This window comes from Halochromatium glycolicum, from assembly GCF_016584085.1.
In the GTDB taxonomy this organism is placed as follows: Bacteria; Pseudomonadota; Gammaproteobacteria; order Chromatiales; family Chromatiaceae; genus Lamprobacter; species Lamprobacter glycolicus.
Genome location: NZ_NRSJ01000013.1, coordinates 82,013 through 100,724 on the forward strand (window position 1 = coordinate 82,013; position 18,712 = coordinate 100,724).

Sequence of the window (18,712 nt, forward strand, 5' to 3'; positions counted from 1 at the left end):
GGCTCAGCGGTCAGCGCTCCTTCCGGCCAGCAGCGGCCAGCGCTCCGGCAGCAATCCTCCTCGGTCGTCGCGCCGTTGATGTTGGAGTGTGATCGGAATCGAGCACGATGGACATTCTCGGTGGACTGATTCAGAACGCCTCTCTGCTGTTGGCGCTGGTTCTGGCGTACAGTCTGTTCATCGCTCGCCTTCCAAGCGACAAACGCTCCACCCAGCTCCTGATCGGGCTGTTGTTCGGGGTTGCGGCCCTGCTGGGGATGATGATTCCGGTGACGCTCAAGCCCGGTGTCATCTTCGATGGCCGCACCGCCGTCGTCTCCATGGCTGGGCTATTCGGCGGGCTGCCCGCGGCGTTCCTCTCGGGGGCGATTGCCGCCGCCTACCGCGCCTGGCTCGGGGGTGCCGGTGTCGGTATGGGGATCGCGACGATCTGCACCGCCTCGGCCATGGGGGCGCTGTTCTATGCCCTCCGTCGCGCCGGGATCATCCCGGTGAGCCCCTGGACGCTGGCCCTGTTCGGGCTGCTCGTGCACCTGAGCGCATTGGCCTGGGTCGTGATCCTTCCGGAGGCGTTGCGTGCCCAGATCCTGGCTCAGGTGGCGATCCCCTATTTGACGGTGCTGCCGGCGGCGAGCCTGCTCCTGGGGTTGCTGCTGTTGGGCCAGAAACAGCGGATCGACAACGAGCATGCGCTGCGGCGCGAGCATGACCGGATGCGGATGCTGCTCGAGACCGTGGACGCGATCATCTTGGCATTGGACGCCGACGGCCGGATCACGCTGATCAACCGGAAAGGTTGTCAGCTGCTTGGATACGGCGCCGACGAGCTCTTTGGCAAGGACTGGTTCCAGATCGTGCTGTCCTGCGAGCAGGAGCGTGAGCAAGCGCGAGCGGATTATCGGACGCGAGTCACGCAGGCGGCGGCGGGCGCCATGGATCGCTCATCTCGCATCCGCACCCGCGACGGCCGGGAACGGACGATCGCTTGGCGCAACAGCCTGATACGCGATGACGACGGTGCGGCGATCGGCATCCTCTCTGCGGGCGAGGACATCACCGATCGCGAGGAATTGCACGCGCGCATCGAGAAGATCGCTGCCCATATCCCCGGTGTGATCTATCAGTTCCAGCTCTGGCCCGATGGCCGTAGCGCATTCCCCTTCGCGAGCAAGGGCTTGCAGGATGTCTACGGGATCGATCCAGCGCAGGTGGCCGCGGATGCGACCCCGGCATTCGAGCGGCTCGACGCGGACGACAGCGAGCGCGTGCGGGCGACGATCGAGCATTCGGCCAAGGCGCTGAGCCTCTGGCACGACACCTATCGAGTCAATCTGCCGGATGGCAGGCGTATCTGGGTCGAAGGTCAGGCATCTCCGCAGCGGCAGCCCGATGGCAGCGTGCTCTGGCACGGCTACATCCGCGATGTCACCGATCTGAAGCGCCATGAGGCAGAGCTCGAGCGCATCGCTCACTATGATCCGCTCACCGGCGTGCCCAATCGCCGGTTGCTGACGGATCGTCTTGATCTCGCCATCAGCCGGACCAAGCGCTCCGAGCACGGCTTGGCGGTCTGCTATCTCGATCTCGACGGGTTCAAGCCCATCAATGATCAGTGCGGTCATGCCGTCGGCGATCGTTTTCTGGTCAAGGTGGCCGATGCGCTGCGGCGGGTGGTGCGCGAAGAGGATACCGTCGCGCGGCTCGGCGGTGACGAGTTCGTGCTGCTGCTCAACGAGATCGGGCGGCCGGAGGACTGCTTCGGTCTACTGAACCGCGTGCTGGCCGTGATCCGAGAGCCGTTCAGGATGGGCGAGAACAGCTATAGCGTCTCGGCCAGCATCGGTGTTGCGCTGTGCCCGCCTGATCTTCCAGACCCGGATACGCTGCTGCGCCATGCCGATCAGGCGATGTACCGCGCCAAGGACTCGGGGAAGAATACCTATCACCTCTACGACGCCGAGCAGGACAAACTGCTCCAACGGCGCCGAGGCAAGGTCCAGCAGCTCGGTCAAGCGGTCCAGGATGGCCAACTGGTGCTCCATTTCCAGCCGCAGGTCGACATGATCAGCCGCGAGATCATCCGCTTCGAGGCACTGGTGCGCTGGCAGCGCCCGAACGAGGGCCTGGTGACGCCGGGTGCCTTTCTGCCCGACATCGAGGGCACGGAGCTCGAGGTCGCGGTCGATGAATGGGTCATCGAGGCGACATTGCGGCAGCTCACCGACTGGAAGGCCCTTGGGCACCGGCTGTCGGTGAGCGTCAATATCGGTGCCCGGCATCTGCTGCGGGCCGATTTTCCGTCACGGCTGAAGCAGTTGCTCAATGCCTATCCGGAGGTCGCTGCCGCCGATCTGGAGCTCGAGATCCTGGAGACCGCGACGCTGAGCGATTTTGAACAGGCGCAGCGCTCACTGGCCAGTTGCCGCGCCCTGGGCGTGCATTTTGCGCTCGATGATTTCGGCACCGGCTATTCATCGCTCGCCTATTTCCGGACCCTGCCCGTCGACGTGCTCAAGATTGATCAGAGCTTCGTCCGCGATATGCTGCATGACCCGGGCGATCGGGATATCGTTGAGAGCGTGGTCCAGTTGTCGAACGCCTTCAACCGTTCGGTCGTCGCCGAAGGTGTCGAGACCCTGGCCCATGCCGCGCTATTGACCTGGCTCGGCTGTCGGTTCGGGCAGGGCTATGGGATCGCGCGCCCGATGCCCGGCGGCGAGGTACTGGGCTGGGTCGCGAGCTGGTCGGCCGAGACGGGTTGGAACGGCCTCGGCTCGGAGCTCGACCGCGATGATCTCCACCTGATGGTCGTGGCCCAGCACCATCGCTGCTGGCTGCAGCGGGTCTTAGGCGCGGCAGAGCGCTCGGATACAGTGGCGCTCAACGAGCTGGTCGAGACACCCTGCGACTTCGGTGCCTGGTGTACCGGGGTTGGGCGGGAGCGCTATCAGTGCTACCCCGAGTTCCAGTCGGTCGTGCGCCGGCACGACCAGGTGCACCAGCTGGCATCGAAGCTCTCGCTCGGTGACGCGCCGGAGGCCCAGGACCTCCGCGCGCAGCAATTGGCAGCGCTGGGCAAGGCCAGCGATCTGCTGCTGGCCGAGATCGGACGGCTCATCGCGCATTTCGACAGCACGACACCGGCGCCGAGCAGGGCCGCAACGTCTGTGAATCCGCAGCCCCTCAGCTCGGCGTCCGCCCGCAAGCGTCCGGCAGACGTTTTCGCATGAGGCCGGCTTAAGAAGCCCTAACAGAATGCCCTCTACGGCCTAGCAAATCAGCAACTTGTGCAGGCTAGCCAGGCATCATCAAAACAGCCGCTTGACTCGCGCAACCTCCTGATCGATCTGGTTAAAATGGGCATTCTGTTAGGGCTTCCAAGTCCAGCTTGGGGCCGGCGCTGGCTGCCGCCCCAGTCGCCTCTGAGCAAGCCAGGCTTGACAAGACCTACCATTGTGGTGTGCTTAGAGGCCCTATCAAGGTGCTCGCCTAGCCTGCACAAGCGGCGCAGTGTTAAGGCTGTAGCGTGCATTCTGTTAGGGCTTCTTAGGCTGTTGGCGTTTTGCGTCCACCTGCAATGGAGCCAGACCGATGCGCGATGCTCATCTGCCGGACCGGTTGCCAAGCCCCCCAAGGCTCCGGGAGGCGCGTCCGACCCGTCTACGGCGCAGCGTCGTCGCGGTGCTCGTCGCAGTGGTCGCGGTTGCGGCCCTCACCGTCGGCTCCTGTGCCGAGGCCGCGCGGGATACCAGAGGTGATCAGGTCTACCGAATCCTGAAGCAGCAGCGGCTGCTTGAGGACTACATGCCCGAAGCCATGGACGACATCATGGCCTCCCTGATCGCCGCAACCGGACAGTGGGACGGGTTTCGCATCAACCGCCCCTATCGGCAGGGTCTCGTCAACGTCTACATGGTCGACACCGGCCGGCTTCGGGACCGGAATCCGCTGGCCGAGCTCGAGATCCCGATCCACGGTCTCGCCGGCAATGCGCTGGCCGACGAGGTCTCCGGCATCCTGCTGGTCGACACCGGGCTGCTGAAGTCCTTCGTCACGGCTGCGATCCTCTACGCCACGACCGAGATGGACACCCTGGCCGCCGTCGGCGCCATTAGCGCTCGCGGCATCGATGCCTTCCGCGACATCTGGGACCCTAAACGCAACCGCGCGCTGCTCAGCGCCGATTACACGACGCCCTGGGTCCAGTATGCATCCGGTGCCGCCGCCTTCCTGCTGGCCCACGAGATGGGTCACCTGGCCATAGGGCGTGACGATCCAAGCAGGCGTTTGCCACCGATGCGCTTCGCCTCCAAGGCGGATCGCGATCTGTTCTGGGCCTGCCCCGATCTCATTCAACGCAAGTACGCAGCGATCCAAGCCCTCGAACGGGCCGCAGATGACTTTGCCGTCGAGCTACTGAGTCAGATTACCTTTCCGCCCGGTGTGCTGACTGAGCCGATGCTGCGCTACGAGGTGGGCGCAAACTGGTACATCGTCTACAGCATCGGCAACCAGATGGTTCGCGCGCTGAGCGCCACGAACAGCCCCTTTATCCGCCGGATGCTGCAGGTCCAGTTCGGACCAGAGGTCTTTGCGATGCTCGATGCGAACCGAACCGACGATCGGCCGGGATCGGTGCAGGTGTTCTTCCCCGAGACCCATCCGGCCAACATCCGCCGCGCCCATGACAGCCTCAAGCGCCTGGAGCAGTCCCCTTATAGTGTCGCCCGCTTTCAGCCGTCGACAAGCGCCGCAAAGATCGCGATGTTCGAGCTGTTCGTTCAGGCCCAATGCCGCGACCTCAAGGACCGCTACGGAGGTTCCTGATGCACAGCGCCCGGTCCCCATTCTGGCTGCTGCTACTGACGTTGGCATCTGCAGCAAAGGCCGATGCACTCGCAGTCATGCTGTCCGAGCAGGACTTCGCCGAGAGTTATCGGACCTGGTATGACGCCCTGGACGGCTTTCCGCCCGAGGACCTGCGATACGAGCTGACCGAGAGCGTCGAGGACGCGATGTTGAACGGCGGCTTCCTGACCCGGGCCAATCTCGATCACAAGCGCCGACGGATCGAGAATCAGATCCTGGCGGGCGCGCATGCGGCCCTTTGCTCAGAGTCCACCGCTGCCGCGACGAATGCACCGGTCCAGCGCTCCTGCACGGCAGCGGCACTGAAGGGACTCGATGAGGCCGAGGTCAACGCGGAGCCCCATCAAGTCGGGATGATTGCGGCCGTCTGCGCGCGCCTCGTTGAGACGCCGTCGGTTGCGCAATGGTGTGCTGCCAGGCCCTAGCCAGCCGCTGGCTGCGGCGGCTGGGTGCGCTGAGCATCGCTGCGGTCATCGGTGGAGCCAGCGCCGCACCGCCTGCGCTGACACCGGAGGACGCCTACCGGCAATTGCGCCAGCAGGGTAGGTTGGCGGACGTCACGATCGACGGCGATCTCGATCTCGGCAGGTTGCTGCAGGGCGGGGAGCCGCCGGAGCAACCCGCCGGCTGGCGCTTGGACGCTGTGCAGCTCCGCGGCAAGCTGATCCTGCGCACGCCGACGCCGCTGCGCCTGCGCATCGGTAACGCGCATCTCCAAGGCGGCATCGACTTCCGCGGTTGCGAGCTGGACCGCTTCGCGCTGCACCACTCGGTGATTTCCGGTCCGGTGCGGATCGAAGACTGCAACCTCACCGGGCCCATCATTCGCTTCGACTTCAACCAGTTCGAGCGGGAGCTGCGCTTGCATCGGGTGATCATGACGCACCGGCCGAGCTTTCGTGAGACCCGCTTTGGAGCGCGGGCAGAGCTCTTGGCCTGCGAGCTCGCGACCGAGGAGCGGCCGAGCCGTGCGATCAGCTTCAGGTCGGCCAGCTTTCTGGGACCAGCCCTGTTCAACAATTCGGTCTTCCATACCAATGCCGATTTCCGCTCGGCCTTGTTCGCTGACGATGCCGCCTTCTTGAACGTGTGCATGCCGGCCGGCGCCGCCTTCCGAAATGTCCACTTCCGCGGCGACGCGGAATTCCGTTTCTGCACCCTGGGTCGCGGCGATTTCGGCGATCGCGACAACCTGACGCTATTCGCCGGGCGCGCTGACTTCCGCGGCTGCACCATAGACGAAGCCCGCTTCCGCTTCACCGACTTCCGCGGCGAATCCAGTTTCGTCGAGACCCGCTTCGGCAGCGGTGGCGCCTCGTTCGCATACGCTAACCTTGCGGGGCGAACCGATTTCCATGGTCTGAACTCGACGGGGCCCTTGGACCTGACCCATGCCTACTTTCCCTCCCTGTCGTTCGTCTGGCTCGAGATCCGCGACGCCGTGTTGGCCGCGACGCCGGACCTGCGCACGCTGGCCGCGCTGCACGCGCGCGCCGCGGCCGCCGGCGACACAGCCGGCCGGCTCGAGCTCGAGTACCTGCTCGAGCGCGAGCGCTTTCGCTTGCGCCAAGCGCGACCGCTGCCCGCGTTGACGAAGGCGCCGCTGGCGTTCGTCGAAGGGCTTGTCGCACGGTTGGTGGGGATCACCGAATGGCTCGTCTGGGGCTGGCCGACCGGCTATGGCACGAAGCTCGAGCGCATCCTGGCGCTCGCCGCAGCGGCCTGGTTAATCACCTGGTTCTGGTTGCTGGTGATGCCTGGCAACCCCGTGCGCGTGAAGCAGCAGGGCCGGGAGCAGGACGGGGGGGCGGCGTTGCCGCTCTATCGGCCGCTCGCAGCTGCGGGTCAGCACCGCCGCGAGCCTGTCACCAGGCCCGAGCGGCTGCTGTGGTCAGCGCAGCTCGCGTTTCGGCTCCTGTTCAAGGTCGGGCCGCGGGACCTCCGCCTTGCGGTCACCTGCGAGGAAGCGGCCGCTGCTGGCCGTCGGCTTCGCTTGCTGCGATATGGACTGCTGAGCCTCTGGCTGCTGGGATCATTGCTGCTGGTGCTGCTGGCCCTGACGTTGGCCAACACCAGCCCGGTGATCAACCAGCTTGTCGGCGAGCTTTTTCCGATTTGAGCGCCCTCTGTACGCGCGTGGCAGACCGCCCATTCGACTCGAGCCCCTTTGTTCGCTCGAGCGCCTTTCAACCGCGCCGATGCCGCAACGCTACCTGCATCACATCGATCCGGTCGTCTAGGAAGCCGGCCTCGCAGTAACTGAGGTAGTAGCGCCACATCCGGATGAACCGCTCGTCGTAGCCGAGCGCACGCACGGCCTCCTCATGGGCCAGGAAACGCCGGTGCCAGGCGCTCAACGTGCGCGCATAGTCCTTGCCGTAGAAGCGGCGCTCGACGACCTCGAGACCGGCATCGTGCGCGGCGGCGTCGAAGCGGTCGACCGTCGGCAGCATGCCACCCGGGAAGATGTAGTGCTGGATGAAATCCGGGCTCGCCTTGTAGTCCTCGAAGATGGCGTCGGCAATCGTGATCACCTGCAGCGCAGCGGTCCCGCCGGGCTTCAGCCGATCGTGCAGGGTCTGCATATAGATCGGCCAATAGTCCTCGCCAACGGCCTCGAACATCTCGATCGAGACGATGTGGTCGAAGGTCTCGGTGACATCGCGGTAGTCCTGAAGGCGGAGCTCGACCTGATCCGCTCGTGGCGAGCCTTCGAAACGCGCCTTGGCCCAGGCGAGCTGCTCCTCGGAGAGCGTGATGCCGGTGAGCCGAAGGCCCTCGGCAACGGCGACCTCGGCCATTGCCCCCCAGCCACAGCCGATCTCGAGCAGGCGCTGTCCGGCCTCGGCGTTCAGCATCCCAAGTAGGTGCTGATATTTGCGCTGTTGGGCCCGGTTCAGAGCAGGGCTCAGAACGGGGCTCAGAGCTGGGTTCAGGCCCTGCTCGTCGTCGCCCGCGGTCTCGTCCGGCTGCGCGTCGTTGCCGAGAGCGTCGGCGTCGAAGACCGCGCTCGAATAGGTCATGCTCGGGTCGAGCCAGAGCTGGTAGAAGTCGTTGCCGAGATCGTAGTGATAGGCGATGTTGCGCCGGCTGCCGGTGCGCGTATTGCTGCGGCGCTGGTGGCGCAGCGGCGAGAGCAGCCGGTGCAAAGGGCCGCCGCGCTGGCGTTCGCGCCAGCGGTGCTCATTGACGGCAAGCAGGTGCAGCGCCGCAGTCGGGTCCGGGCTGTCCCAGTCGCCTGCCATCCAGCTCTCGCCGAGTCCAAGATGGCCCTTGGTCGCGAGACGGCGTGCCATCCGGACCGGTCGCAGGATGCGGATCTCGGCACTTGGGCCTTCATGCTCGCTCTCGAGCAGGTAGCTGCGCTTGCCGAGCGTGAGCCTGAGCTGTCCGGCGGCGATCTGATCGAACAATCTGGTGATCGGCCACATCAGCGGGCGCAGCAGGGTCTTGACGACCGGGCCGAACAGCGGCTGCTGCAAACGGGGGAGGGCGGCCTCGGCCGTCTTGTCACTTGCCATCAGGTCACCTCTTGACGGGGCGGGTCGGTTTTCGGGACATAGCGCGCGCCGCGCAGCCAAATCTTGAGCGCCTGCCAATGGATGGCGGCCATGACCTTGAAGGTCATCAATGGGGTTCGACCAAAGGCGCGCCACAGCGCCCGATTGGTCAAGGGCTCGCCGTCGCCGGTTTGACTGGCCACGAGCTCGAGCCGGCCGTCCTCGTGGAACTGCCGGATGAAGACCGCGAGCTTGTCGCCGGGCTCGGCGAGCCGGAAGCGATACTCCCCGGCCACCTCCATCAGCGGCGAGACGTAGAAGCACTTGCTGGCGGTGTCGCGCACCGGCCACTCGAGCGGCGCGCCGTCGTTGGCCAGCAGGTAGAAATGGTGCTCGCCAAAGGTATTGCTGACCTCGGCAAGCACCGCGCGCAGCCGCCCGTCGGCATGCTCGCAGTACCAAAGGCTCAGCGGGTTGAAGCCGTAGCCGAGCACGCGCGGGAAGCAGAGCAGCCGGATGCGCCCGCCCGCGAGCTCGATCCCATGCGCGGCGAGCACCTGCTCGGCCCAGGGGCGCAGCGGCGAGCCGTCGCGCGGACCGTGATCGGCGCGGTCGAAGCGGAACAGCCCGCGGCCCTCGGTCTTGAGCAGCGGCGGCAGACGATCGAGCGCGTCCAGATCGAGCAACAGGCTGAAGACCCGATAGGTGAAGCGGTACTGCACCGGGAACAGCCGCCGGTGCATCACCTTGGTGAAGTAGATCCGGTGCGGGGTGTCGTTCATACGGTGGAGCCGGCGGGCGTCGTCGTTGCAGGGTTGCCGGTCCGCTGCGGACGCGGGATGCTCGCTTGGTCTGGCAGTGAATCGGTCAAGATGCCAGTCTCGACGCCGAGGTGAGCGGCCATCTCGACCGCCGAGGCGAGGGCGTCCTCATGGAAGCCGTAGCCGAAGTAGCTGCCGCAGAACCAGACCCGGTCGCGCCCTTGCAGCGCCGCCAAGCGCGGCTGGGCATCCATCGCGGCCTGGACGAAGACCGGGTGGTCATAGGTCATCTCGGCGATGATGTGCTCTGCACGCGGCGGGCTGAGCGGGTTCAGCGAGACCAGGTACTCGCGCTCGGTCTCGAGCCCTTGCAGCCGGTTCATCCAATAGGTCACCGAGACCGCCTGGGAACCATCCTGATTGACCTGGGAGAGGTAGTTCCAGGAGGACCAGACCTGGCGTCGGCGCGGCATCAGCGCCGTGTCGGTGTGCAGAAAGGTCCGATTGGGCTGATAGCGGAAGCGGCCCAGCAGCTCGCGCTCGGCCTCGTTGGGCTGTTCGAGCAAGGCCAAGGCCTGATCGGCGTGGCAGGCGAGCACGGCATCGTCGAACTGCATCTGCTCACCGGAAGCGAGCGTGATATCGACGCCCTGTCCGGTGCGGCGCAGCGAACGGGCTGCATCGAGCTTGACGCGCTCACGGCCGATCTCATCGAGCAGCCGCTCGACGTAGCGTGCGCTGCCGCCGGTGACCGTCCGCCAGAGCGGTCGGTCGATCAGGTTCAGTAGACCGTGGTTGTTGAAGAATCGCGCCAGGCTCTCGGCCGGGAAGTCGAGCATCGTCCGGGTCGGGCAGGACCAGATCGCGGCCGCCATCGGCAGTAAGAAATGATCGCGAAAGCCGTCACTCATCCGTTCGCGCTTGATCAGCTCGCCGACACTGAGGCCGTTGAAGCCGCCGCAGCGCAGCATCCGCTTGCAGCGCCGGTTGAAGCGAACGATGTCCGCTGCCATGCGCAGGAAGCGCGGGTCGAGCAGGTTGCGCCGCTGCGCGAACAGGGTGTTCAGGCTGTCGCCGGAGTATTCGATCGCGCCGGGGCCGATCGAGGCCGAGAACGACATGTCGCCCTCGCGTGTCGCGACCCCGAGCACCTCGAACAGCCGGGTCAACAGCGGATAATTGGCGACGTTGTAGACAATAAAGCCGGTGTCGACCGGGACGCTGCGGCCGTCCTCGTCGCAATCGATCGTATGCGTATGGCCGCCGACGTAGTCGTTGCGCTCGATGAGGGTGACGTCGTGCGACCGGCCGATGAGCCAGGCCGATGCCAAGCCGGCGATTCCGCTGCCGATGACGGCGATCTGTCTGCGCATGAAGGGCATTGTCCGGGTTTTGTCGATACCGCTCTCGGGAAATCTGGACGCGGAACCGGATTTCAACCGGTGCATCGCACTTGACCCGAGCTGCGCATTCTAATGGCGGCGGTAGGTGATTCGATACCAGAGCTGTCCCGGCGGTACGCTGAGCACGCGCAACCGTGCGGTAGCGCGAGGAGTCCGCCGCAGCGGGCGCGCTTGCGCACCGCATCCGGGGTGATACCAAGCAGTTCGGCGACTTCAGCCACGCTCAGTGTACCGCCGTGCTGCGCGAGCAGCCGTCGCAGCGCGAGCTGTCCTTGCAGCCGCAGCCGCAGCCGCAGCCGCAGCCGGAGTGCCTTGATTCCTCCGCAGAGTCGCAGGCGCACCAAGACCAGGCCGGGGCCAGTCTCATGCGGGCGTGGACTGGGTTTTAACGGCGGTGCCGCAATCGCAGAGGTATCGTTGCCATCTCAGGGCCGGGCCGCATCTTCTTCTTCATCGACAATTGCTCGACCAATACTCGACCAAGAGGGACCCAGCATGCCGACCCGTCTGTTTCTAGTTCGCCATGGCGCGACCGAGCTGACTGCGGAGGATCGTTTCTCAGGCGCGACCGATGTGCCGCTCTCCGATGAAGGGCGCAAGCAGGTCGCGAACCTCGCCGAGCGCCTCGCCAACGAGCAGATCGACGCCGTCTATGCCAGCCCGATGGGACGCACGGTCGAGACCGCGCGCATCCTGGCCAAACCGCACGCGGCTGAGGTCCGGGTCGATTCGGCGCTGCGCGAGATCGACTACGGCCACTGGGAAGGCAAGACCCGCGCCGAGGTCGAGGCCCAGTATGGCGAGGAATACGAGAACTGGCAGGAAGACCCGCTGACCATTGCGCCGCGCGAGGGCGAATCCGGCGTCCATGTGCTCGCGCGGGCGCTGCCGGTGGTGCGGCGCATCGTCGAGCAGCATCAGCACGGCTCGGTGCTGGTGGTCTGCCACAAGGGGACCAATCGGCTGCTGATCAGCAGCCTGCTCGGCTTCGATGCGCGCGGCTATCGGGACCGGCTCGATCAAAGCCCTGCCGCACTGAACATCCTCGACTTCGTCAGCCCGGTGCGGGCGCGTCTGCGCCTGTTCAACGATGTGTCTCACTATGAGGGCGTGCCGGATCGGACCTTTTCGCAGCGCCTCTCGCGATGGTGGTCGCCGCGGGGTTGATCAAATCAGCAGCTTGTACGGGCTAGCCGGGCATTTTGATAGGGCCTCTTAGGGCTTCCAGGATGCGCGTCTCGAGCCAGCTCCCCGAGCGCCAGGGCCAGGGGCCGGCGATGAAGCCGACATGGCCGCCGCGGCGGGCGAGCTCGAGGGTGACGCCCGAACCGAGCTCGTGCGCGAACGGCACGGTCGTCGGGAACATGAACGGATCATCGGCGGCGTGGATGATCAGCGTCGGGGTCTGAATCGCGCGCAGGTAGCGTCGGCAGCTCGCCTGCTCATAGTAGTCGAAGACACCGGCGAAGCCGTTCAGCGGCGCGGTGATCTGATCATCGAAGGTATTGAAATCACGGATGCGGTCGAGATCGACCTGCAAGGGCGCGGGCCGGTGCTTGAACTTGTCGCGGTAGCTCGCCTTCAACCGGCTCACCAGGTAGCCGCGGTAGAGGCGCGAGAGGCCGATGTCGAGCCGCAGCATCGCATCACGCAGGACGAACGGCACCGAGACCGCGATGGCACGGCCGAGCAGCGGATCGGTGCGCTCACCGAGATACTTCAGCAGCAGATTCCCCCCGAGCGAGAAGCCGATCGCGGCCTGGACGGGGCCTTCCGGGTCCTCAGCCAGTTTGGCGAGCACCTCGGCCAGGTCGTCGGTCGCGCCGGAGTGATAGGACCGGGCGAGCCGGTTGGGCTCGCCGCTGGCGCCGCGCAGGTGCATGAACAGAGGCTGAAGTCCAGCGTCGGCCAGGCTGTCCACCAGGCTGGCAGCGTAGTGGGAATCGAGCCCGCCCTCGAGACCGTGCACGATCAGCACCCGTAGTCCCTCGATGCCGACTGGGATCGAGAGATCGATGAAGTCGCCATCGCTGAGCTCGAAGCGGCGGCGCTCGAGCTCCGTGCGCCCTGGGTTGCTTGATTGGCGGCGGCCACCGAGATGCATTCGGATCTTCGGCCAGAGCGTCTGCAGATGCGGATTCCGCAGCCACCAGGCGGGGCGGAAATCGCTCTCAACGATGCGGCCGTGGGGCGGGCTTGTCGGGCTTGTCGGGCGCGAGGCGGGTGACATGATCTCGTTTGTCCGTTCCGGGGGCGCTGCTGTGGTCTGCGGGTTTTTGGCGAAGCCCGTTCCGCCAGTGAGCGCGGCTCAGCCCCGCTGGCGCGCATAGAGCGCCGCATAGCTCCCACCGCGCTCGATCAGCTCATCATGGCGCCCTTCCTCGACGACGCGCCCGTGCTCCAGGACCAGGATGCGGTCGGCGCGGCGCACCGCGCTGAGCCGGTGGGCGATGATCAGGGTCGTGCGGTTCGCGAGAAAGTCCTCGAGTGCGCCATGCAGCCGGCCCTCGGTGGCGCTGTCGAGGGCCGAGGTCGCCTCGTCCAGGATCACCACGGCCGGGTCGGCGAGCACCATCCGGGCGATCGCCAGGCGCTGCCGCTGCCCGCCCGACAGCCGCACCCCGTCGCGGCCGATGCGCTGGTCGAGGCCGTCGTCGAGCTCGCTGACCACCTGCTCGAGCTGGGCGATCCGCAGCGCATGCCAGAGGCGCTCGTCGTCGAGGTCGCGGCCGAGCGTCAGATTCATCCGCACCGTGTCATTGAACAGGGCCGGATGCTGCAGCACGGTCGAGACATGATCGCGCACCACGTCCATGCCGACCTGATCGACCGGCGCGCCGTCGAAACGGATGCTGCCGGAGGTCGGCGGATAGAGCCCGAGCAGCACCTGCACCAGTGTCGTCTTGCCGCTGCCGCTGGCGCCGACGATCGCGAGCTTCTCACCCGGCGCGATCCGAAAGCCGACCCCATCGAGCACATTGGGGCCGTCGCCATAGGCGAAGCGCACGTCCTCGAGCGCGACGCCGACCGTGGTCTTGCCGGCGAACGGGTCCAGCCGGTGCGGATAGTCCGGCTCCTGATGCATCTGCGTCAGCTGGTTGATGCGCTTGAGCGCCGCATCGGCGGCGTGGAAGGAATACTGCACGGTCAGCACCTCCTGCACCGGCCCCATCATGAACCAGAGGTAGGCGAACACCGCTAGCATCTCGCCGATGCTGAGACCAGAGAACAGCACCATCAGCATGCTGACGGCGCGGAACAGATCGAAGCCGACCAGGAAGACCATGAACGAGGCGCGGCTGGCGGCCTCGCTCTTCCAGGTAAAGGCGCTCGAGAACTGGCGCATCCGGTCGGCGGTGGCGATGCTGCGGTCGATATAGAAACGCTCGCGGTTGCCGGCCCGGATCTGCTGGATCGCATCCAGGGTCTCGGCGAGGCTCTCCTGGAAGGCCTGATAGGCGCCGTTCTCGCGTCGCTTCATCTCCTTGACGCGGCGGCCGAAGACCGTGGTCACGTAGATCACGACCGGGTTCAGCAATAGGATGAACAGCCCGAGCTGCCAGTGCATCCAGAGCAGGATGATCGCGGTGCCGATGATGCTGAGCACCGCGACCAGCAGCTTCGAGACCGCGCCGCCGATGAATTGATCCAGCGCATCGAGGTCGGTGACCAGGTACGAGGCCACGGTGCCCGAGCCGAGGGTCTCGTACTCGGCCATTGAGACCCGCTGCAGGCGGGTGAGCAGATCGCGCCTGATCCGATAGACCACCTCCTTGGCGACGACCGTGAACTCGCGTGTCTGCCAGACCTGCAGCGCCAGCGCGACCGCGCGCAGCAGCACCGTCAGGCCGAGGACCGCGAGGATGTAGAGCACCGGCCCCTGCCAGTCTGCGGGGAAGATCCGGTCCATCAGCGCGACGGCGGTACCCGGCTGATCCAACAAGACCTCGTCGACCAGGATCGGCATCAGCATCGGGATCGGCACCGCGGCGAGCGTGCCGAGGATCGCGATCAGATTGGCCAGCACCAGCGCGCGCCGGTGGCGGCGCATCATCCCGAGCAGGTCGCGCCAGGCGTAATGGCTGCGTTGCGGTGCCTCGGGATGCGCCGCACGCGAGCGACGCGCTGGGGCGGCTGCGGTGTCTGGGCTGGCGACGGTGGAGGCGGGCATGGATTCCGGCAATCTCGTCTGCTCCAATGCGGCGAACGGTTCGCGGCGATCTGTTGCGGCGATTTGCGACGGCGCTATGACTGATTTGGCTCAAGCGTCTCGGCAGCTGATCGTCGGCTTCGGTTCCCGCGGCAGGATCGATCGGCAACCGACATTGTGACGCATCGGGGCGCTCGCCTATACTCGCGCCAGTTGAGACCGACGCCCTGCCGCTCGCCCCTGGAAAACGGATGCGCCCGACCAAGATGATGAGACCGCTCTGCAGAACCCTGCGCCCGCTGCTGCTATGCAGTCTGATGCTCCCCGCTGTGCTGTGGACCGCACAGGCCTCGGCTGCCGATCTGCTCGACATCTATGATCTGGCGGTCAGAAGCGACCCGACCTTGCGCGAAGAGGAACAGACCCTGTACGCGACCCGCGAGGCGAAACCGCAGGCGCGCGCGCTGCTGCTGCCGAACTTCGGCATCAGCGGCAGCGTCGAGTACACCGATGTCGAGTCGAGCGGCCGCAGCCAACTCGGCAATGATTTCAGCCGTCAGGATGAGTTCCAGAGCCGGACCGCATCAGCGGTCGTCTCTCAGTCTCTCTATAACCGTGGTGACTGGATGCGGCTAAGCCAAGCCGATGACACCATCGCGCAGGCCCAGGCCCAGTATCAGAACGCCCAGATCGACCTGATGGTGCGCACCACCGAGGCCTACTTCGGCGTGCTGCGTGCCTCGGACCTGGTCCGGGTCCGGGAGGCGCTGGTCGCCGCTGACGAGCGCCAGCTCGAACAGTCCAAGCAGCGCTTCGAGGTCGGGCTGGTCGCGATCACCGATGTCAACGACAACCAGGCCGCTTATGACCGCTCCCGTGCCGATCTGATCACCGCGCGCAATGGTCTGGACAATGCCTGGGAGGCCCTGCGCCGGATCGTCGGACCGGTGCAGGTGCCGCTCGCGCGGCTCGGCGACCGGCTGCCCCTTTCGCCTCCGCAGCCCAATGACATCGATGTCTGGGCCGAGACCGCGCTGGCCAACAATTACGGCATCGCCGCAGCGAAGGCGGCGGCCGAGGCGGCGCGCAAGGGCATCGAGATCGAGCGCTCGGGCTACTACCCGAGCCTCGACATGCAGGCCGGCTATGACCTCTCCCGCACCGAGCAGGAGTTCGGCACCGATACCGATTCGGGGTTCATCGGCCTGAACGTCAATATCCCGATCTATCAGGGCGGTGCGGTCGCCTCGCGGACCCGGCAGGCCGGCCATGAGTTCCGGGCCGCCCAGGATCGGCTCGACCAGCAGCGCCGCGCGGTGATCAATCAGGTCAAGGACTCCTTCCGCGGCATCCTCTCGAGCATCAGCGACGTCAAGGCGCGCCAAGCGGCGATCGTCTCGGCACGCAGCTCGCTGGAATCCACCGAGGCCGGCCTCGAGGTCGGCACGCGCACGCAGGTCGATGTCCTGAACGCGCAGCGCAATCTGTTCCAGGCCGAGTTCGACTACCTCTCGGCGCGCTACGACTACATCATCAACGGCATCCTGCTGCACCAGGCGACCAGCACCCTGACGCGCGACGTGCTCGCGAAGGGGAACGCCTGGCTGACCAATGCCGATCAGGTACCACCTCCGTCCTATTGATCGCTGCTCGGGTAATAGCCGCTCGTGTCCGGTAACAGCTTCGGGCGCTCGTTCGTCCTCACCAGCTTCGGCGAGAGCCATGGACCGGCGATCGGCGGCATCGTCGACGGTTGTCCGCCCGGCTTGCCGCTCTGCGAGGCCGATCTGCAGCAGGATCTCGATCGGCGCGCCCCGGGCAAGTCGCGCCACACGACGCAGCGGCGCGAGGCGGACCAGGTGCGCATCCTCTCCGGCCTGTTCGAGGGCGAGACCACCGGCGCCCCGATCGGGCTGCTGATCGAGAACCAGGACCAGCGCTCGAAGGACTACAGCGAGATCGCGACGCGCTTCCGCCCCGGTCACGCCGACTACAGCTACACGATGAAGTACGGCCGTCGCGACTACCGCGGTGGTGGGCGCTCGTCGGCGCGCGAGACCGCGATCCGGGTCGCCGCCGGCGGCATCGCCAAGGTCTGCCTGCGCCAGCTCGCCGGAATCGAGGTGCGCGGCTGCCTGTCGCGGCTCGGGCCGATCACGCTGCCCGCCCCGGGCGATGCGGGGTTCGACTGGGCGCAGGTGGAGCAGAACCCGTTCTTCTGCGGGGCCGTGGAGCGGGTCGCCGAGCTCGAGGCGTTCATGGATGAGCTGCGCAAATCCGGGGATTCGATTGGCGCCGAGGTCACCGTGATCGCTCAAGGGCTGCCGCCGGGCCTCGGTGAGCCGATCTTTGATCGCTTGGACGCCGAGATCGCGCATGCGCTGATGAGCATCAACGCGGTGAAGGGCGTCGAGCTCGGCGCCGGGTTCGCCAGCGTCGCCCAGCGCGGCACCGAACATCGTGACGAGATGTCACCGACCGGCTTCCTCTCGAACAACGCCGGTGGCGTGCTCGGCGGCATCTCGACCGGCCAGGACATCGTCGCCCGGCTGGCGCTGAAGCCGACCTCGAGCATCCGCCTGCCGGGCCGCTCGGTGGATCTCAGCGGCGCCGCCACCGAGATCGTCACCAAGGGCCGCCATGACCCCTGCGTGGGCATTCGCGCGACGCCGATTGCCGAGGCGATGCTGGCGCTGGTGCTGGCCGACCACCTGCTGCGCCACCGCGCCCAGAACGCCCACGTGGAGCCGCCGCTCGCGCCGATCCCGTCCCAGGCCCCTTGAGCTCCAGCCCTTTAGAGGCTCGGGCCCATTGACTCAGGTTCCGCGCTCGGCTGAACCGATGCCCTACGCGCGTCTTTCCGCCTTCTACCTCTTCCACTTTGGCGCCCTTGGTGCGCTGGTGCCCTTCTGGGGACCGTATCTGCTCGAGCGTGGGTTTGCGCCGGTCGCGATCGGGGTGCTGATGGCGATCCTGATGGGCACCAAGATTGTCGCCCCAAACCTGTTCGGCGCGCTCGCCGACTGGCGCGGCGAGCGGATGCCGATCGTCCGGCTCGGCGCGCTGCTCGCGCTGCTCGGCTTCGCTGCCGTGTTCTGGGCCGACGGCTTCTGGCTGATGGCCCTGACGATGGCGGTCTGGAGCTTCTTCTGGAACGGTCCACTGCCGCTGATGGAGGCGGTGACCTTCAATCACCTTGGCACCCGGGTCAGCCGCTATGCCCAGGTGCGGGTCTGGGGCAGCATCGGGTTCATCCTGACCGTGCTCGTGGTCGGCTGGTGGCAGCAGCAGGCCGGTAGCGGCGTGGTGCCGGTTGCGGTGCTGGCGATGTTCATCGGTATCCTGCTGAGCGTGCTGCTGGTGCCGGACCGTCCGCATGCGCATCAGGCGACTCAGCATCTATCGTTGCGACAGCTGCTGCGCCGCCGCGAGCTGCTGTTGTTCCTGACCGCCTGCATGCTAATGCAGGCCAGTCATGGCGCCTATTACGCCTTCTATTCGATCTTTCTCGAGTCCGCGGGCTACCGCGAGATGTCGATCGGGATGCTCTGGGCGCTCGGGGTCGCGATCGAGGTGCTGGTGTTCCTGCGGATGCATCGGTTGCTGGAACGCTTCGGCGCGCGCCGGCTGATCCTCGCCAGCCTGGCGCTGGCCGCGCTGCGGTGGCTCATGATCGGGTTCTTCGTCGAGATCGTTGCGCTGCAGATCCTTGCGCAGACCCTGCATGCGGCCTCGTTCGGGGTGTTTCATGCCGCGGCCATCCATCTGACGCATCAGTATTTCCCAGGCCCGACCCAGGGCCGCGGGCAGGCCCTCTACAACAGCCTGAGCTTCGGGGTCGGCGGCGCGATCGGCAGCCTGATCAGCGGGATGCTTTGGTCGTCGGCCGGGGCCGGCTGGACCTTCAGCGTTGCCGCCGGCTTTGCGGCGCTCGGGCTCGCTGCAGCCTACTGGAGCCGCACTCCCGATACCGTTGAAGCCTGATCGCGCGCCCGCCGGGCGGCGCGCCCTTCGGGGGTGGCCCTTGGG

14 protein-coding genes are annotated in these 18,712 nt (G+C 66.3%); 9 read left to right on the top strand and 5 right to left on the bottom strand.

The features are described 5' to 3' along the window. Nucleotides 1-107: 107 nt before the first annotated feature. The 4 genes from CKO40_RS09350 to CKO40_RS09365 all read left to right on the top strand — a co-directional run bounded on the left by CKO40_RS09350 (nucleotide 108) and on the right by CKO40_RS09365 (nucleotide 6,988). A complete protein-coding gene (locus CKO40_RS09350; protein ID WP_200345941.1) occupies nucleotides 108-3,230 on the top strand; it encodes an EAL domain-containing protein in 3,123 nt (1,040 codons plus the stop codon). A gap of 361 nt (nucleotides 3,231-3,591) precedes the next feature. Continuing rightward, entirely contained in the window at nucleotides 3,592-4,827 is a 1,236-nt protein-coding gene (locus CKO40_RS09355) for a hypothetical protein (RefSeq protein ID WP_200345942.1), read from the top strand. Continuing rightward, nucleotides 4,827-5,294 carry a hypothetical protein gene (locus CKO40_RS09360; RefSeq protein ID WP_200345943.1) on the top strand — a complete coding sequence of 156 codons (468 nt, stop codon included), beginning with the start codon at nucleotides 4,827-4,829 and terminating at the stop codon, nucleotides 5,292-5,294. The genes CKO40_RS09355 and CKO40_RS09360 overlap by 1 nt, the downstream gene beginning before the upstream one ends. Continuing rightward, nucleotides 5,273-6,988: a pentapeptide repeat-containing protein gene (locus tag CKO40_RS09365; protein ID WP_207173529.1), complete on the top strand. Its 1,716-nt coding sequence runs from the start codon at nucleotides 5,273-5,275 to the stop codon at nucleotides 6,986-6,988. The genes CKO40_RS09360 and CKO40_RS09365 overlap by 22 nt, the downstream gene beginning before the upstream one ends. Before the next feature lie 67 nt (nucleotides 6,989-7,055). On the opposite strand, the gene CKO40_RS09370 is transcribed toward CKO40_RS09365, so the two are convergent. Genes CKO40_RS09370 through CKO40_RS09380 form a run of 3 tightly spaced genes read right to left on the bottom strand, consistent with a single transcriptional unit; the run spans nucleotide 7,056 to nucleotide 10,503 of the window. Further along, nucleotides 7,056-8,390 carry an SAM-dependent methyltransferase gene (locus CKO40_RS09370; protein ID WP_200345945.1) on the bottom strand — a complete coding sequence of 445 codons (1,335 nt, stop codon included), beginning with the start codon at nucleotides 8,388-8,390 and terminating at the stop codon, nucleotides 7,056-7,058. After that, on the bottom strand, nucleotides 8,390-9,151 hold the full coding sequence (locus CKO40_RS09375; protein WP_200345946.1) for a DUF1365 domain-containing protein: 762 nt from the start codon (nucleotides 9,149-9,151) through the stop codon (nucleotides 8,390-8,392). Before CKO40_RS09375 ends, CKO40_RS09370 begins: the two co-directional genes overlap by 1 nt. Continuing rightward, nucleotides 9,148-10,503: an NAD(P)/FAD-dependent oxidoreductase gene (locus tag CKO40_RS09380; protein WP_200345947.1), complete on the bottom strand. Its 1,356-nt coding sequence runs from the start codon at nucleotides 10,501-10,503 to the stop codon at nucleotides 9,148-9,150. Before CKO40_RS09380 ends, CKO40_RS09375 begins: the two co-directional genes overlap by 4 nt. Nucleotides 10,504-11,028: 525 nt before the next feature. Between CKO40_RS09380 and CKO40_RS09390 the strand changes: the two genes are divergently transcribed. Continuing rightward, nucleotides 11,029-11,700: a histidine phosphatase family protein gene (locus CKO40_RS09390; protein ID WP_200345949.1), complete on the top strand. Its 672-nt coding sequence runs from the start codon at nucleotides 11,029-11,031 to the stop codon at nucleotides 11,698-11,700. A gap of 22 nt (nucleotides 11,701-11,722) precedes the next feature. Here CKO40_RS09390 and CKO40_RS09395 read toward each other — a convergent pair whose 3' ends face one another. After that, nucleotides 11,723-12,763, bottom strand: a complete 1,041-nt coding sequence (locus CKO40_RS09395; protein WP_200345950.1) for a YheT family hydrolase — start codon at nucleotides 12,761-12,763, stop codon at nucleotides 11,723-11,725. A 78-nt stretch (nucleotides 12,764-12,841) separates the two neighbouring features. Further along, nucleotides 12,842-14,704: an ABC transporter ATP-binding protein gene (locus CKO40_RS09400; protein ID WP_200345951.1), complete on the bottom strand. Its 1,863-nt coding sequence runs from the start codon at nucleotides 14,702-14,704 to the stop codon at nucleotides 12,842-12,844. Here CKO40_RS09400 and CKO40_RS09405 point away from each other — a divergent pair. The 4 genes from CKO40_RS09405 (at nucleotide 14,703) to CKO40_RS09420 (ending at nucleotide 18,667) form a co-directional block, all read left to right on the top strand. After that, a complete protein-coding gene (locus CKO40_RS09405) occupies nucleotides 14,703-14,864 on the top strand; it encodes a hypothetical protein (RefSeq protein ID WP_200345952.1) in 162 nt (53 codons plus the stop codon). The two genes, CKO40_RS09400 and CKO40_RS09405, sit on opposite strands and share 2 nt — an antisense overlap. A gap of 88 nt (nucleotides 14,865-14,952) precedes the next feature. After that, complete coding sequence (locus CKO40_RS09410; RefSeq protein ID WP_420827375.1) at nucleotides 14,953-16,326, top strand: TolC family outer membrane protein; 1,374 nt, start codon at nucleotides 14,953-14,955, stop codon at nucleotides 16,324-16,326. Nucleotides 16,327-16,350: 24 nt separating this feature from the next. Next, complete coding sequence (aroC, locus tag CKO40_RS09415; protein WP_200345953.1) at nucleotides 16,351-17,466, top strand: chorismate synthase; 1,116 nt, start codon at nucleotides 16,351-16,353, stop codon at nucleotides 17,464-17,466. 58 nt (nucleotides 17,467-17,524) lie between these two features. Continuing rightward, nucleotides 17,525-18,667, top strand: a complete 1,143-nt coding sequence (locus CKO40_RS09420) for an MFS transporter (protein WP_200345954.1) — start codon at nucleotides 17,525-17,527, stop codon at nucleotides 18,665-18,667. Nucleotides 18,668-18,712 lie beyond the last annotated feature (45 nt).

Excerpts from the sequence above, each read along its gene's own strand:
- CKO40_RS09350 (WP_200345941.1), top strand. The coding sequence starts at position 108 with ATGGACATTCTCGGTGGACTGATTCAGAACGCCTCTCTGCTGTTGGCG.
- CKO40_RS09355 (WP_200345942.1), top strand. The coding sequence starts at position 3,592 with ATGCGCGATGCTCATCTGCCGGACCGGTTGCCAAGCCCCCCAAGGCTC.
- CKO40_RS09360 (WP_200345943.1), top strand. The coding sequence starts at position 4,827 with ATGCACAGCGCCCGGTCCCCATTCTGGCTGCTGCTACTGACGTTGGCA.
- CKO40_RS09365 (WP_207173529.1), top strand. The coding sequence starts at position 5,273 with ATGGTGTGCTGCCAGGCCCTAGCCAGCCGCTGGCTGCGGCGGCTGGGT.
- CKO40_RS09370 (WP_200345945.1), bottom strand. The coding sequence starts at position 8,390 with ATGGCAAGTGACAAGACGGCCGAGGCCGCCCTCCCCCGTTTGCAGCAG.
- CKO40_RS09375 (WP_200345946.1), bottom strand. The coding sequence starts at position 9,151 with ATGAACGACACCCCGCACCGGATCTACTTCACCAAGGTGATGCACCGG.
- CKO40_RS09380 (WP_200345947.1), bottom strand. The coding sequence starts at position 10,503 with ATGCGCAGACAGATCGCCGTCATCGGCAGCGGAATCGCCGGCTTGGCA.
- CKO40_RS09390 (WP_200345949.1), top strand. The coding sequence starts at position 11,029 with ATGCCGACCCGTCTGTTTCTAGTTCGCCATGGCGCGACCGAGCTGACT.
- CKO40_RS09395 (WP_200345950.1), bottom strand. The coding sequence starts at position 12,763 with ATGTCACCCGCCTCGCGCCCGACAAGCCCGACAAGCCCGCCCCACGGC.
- CKO40_RS09405 (WP_200345952.1), top strand. The coding sequence starts at position 14,703 with ATGGATTCCGGCAATCTCGTCTGCTCCAATGCGGCGAACGGTTCGCGG.
- CKO40_RS09400 (WP_200345951.1), bottom strand. The coding sequence starts at position 14,704 with ATGCCCGCCTCCACCGTCGCCAGCCCAGACACCGCAGCCGCCCCAGCG.
- CKO40_RS09410 (WP_420827375.1), top strand. The coding sequence starts at position 14,953 with ATGAGACCGCTCTGCAGAACCCTGCGCCCGCTGCTGCTATGCAGTCTG.
- CKO40_RS09420 (WP_200345954.1), top strand. The coding sequence starts at position 17,525 with ATGCCCTACGCGCGTCTTTCCGCCTTCTACCTCTTCCACTTTGGCGCC.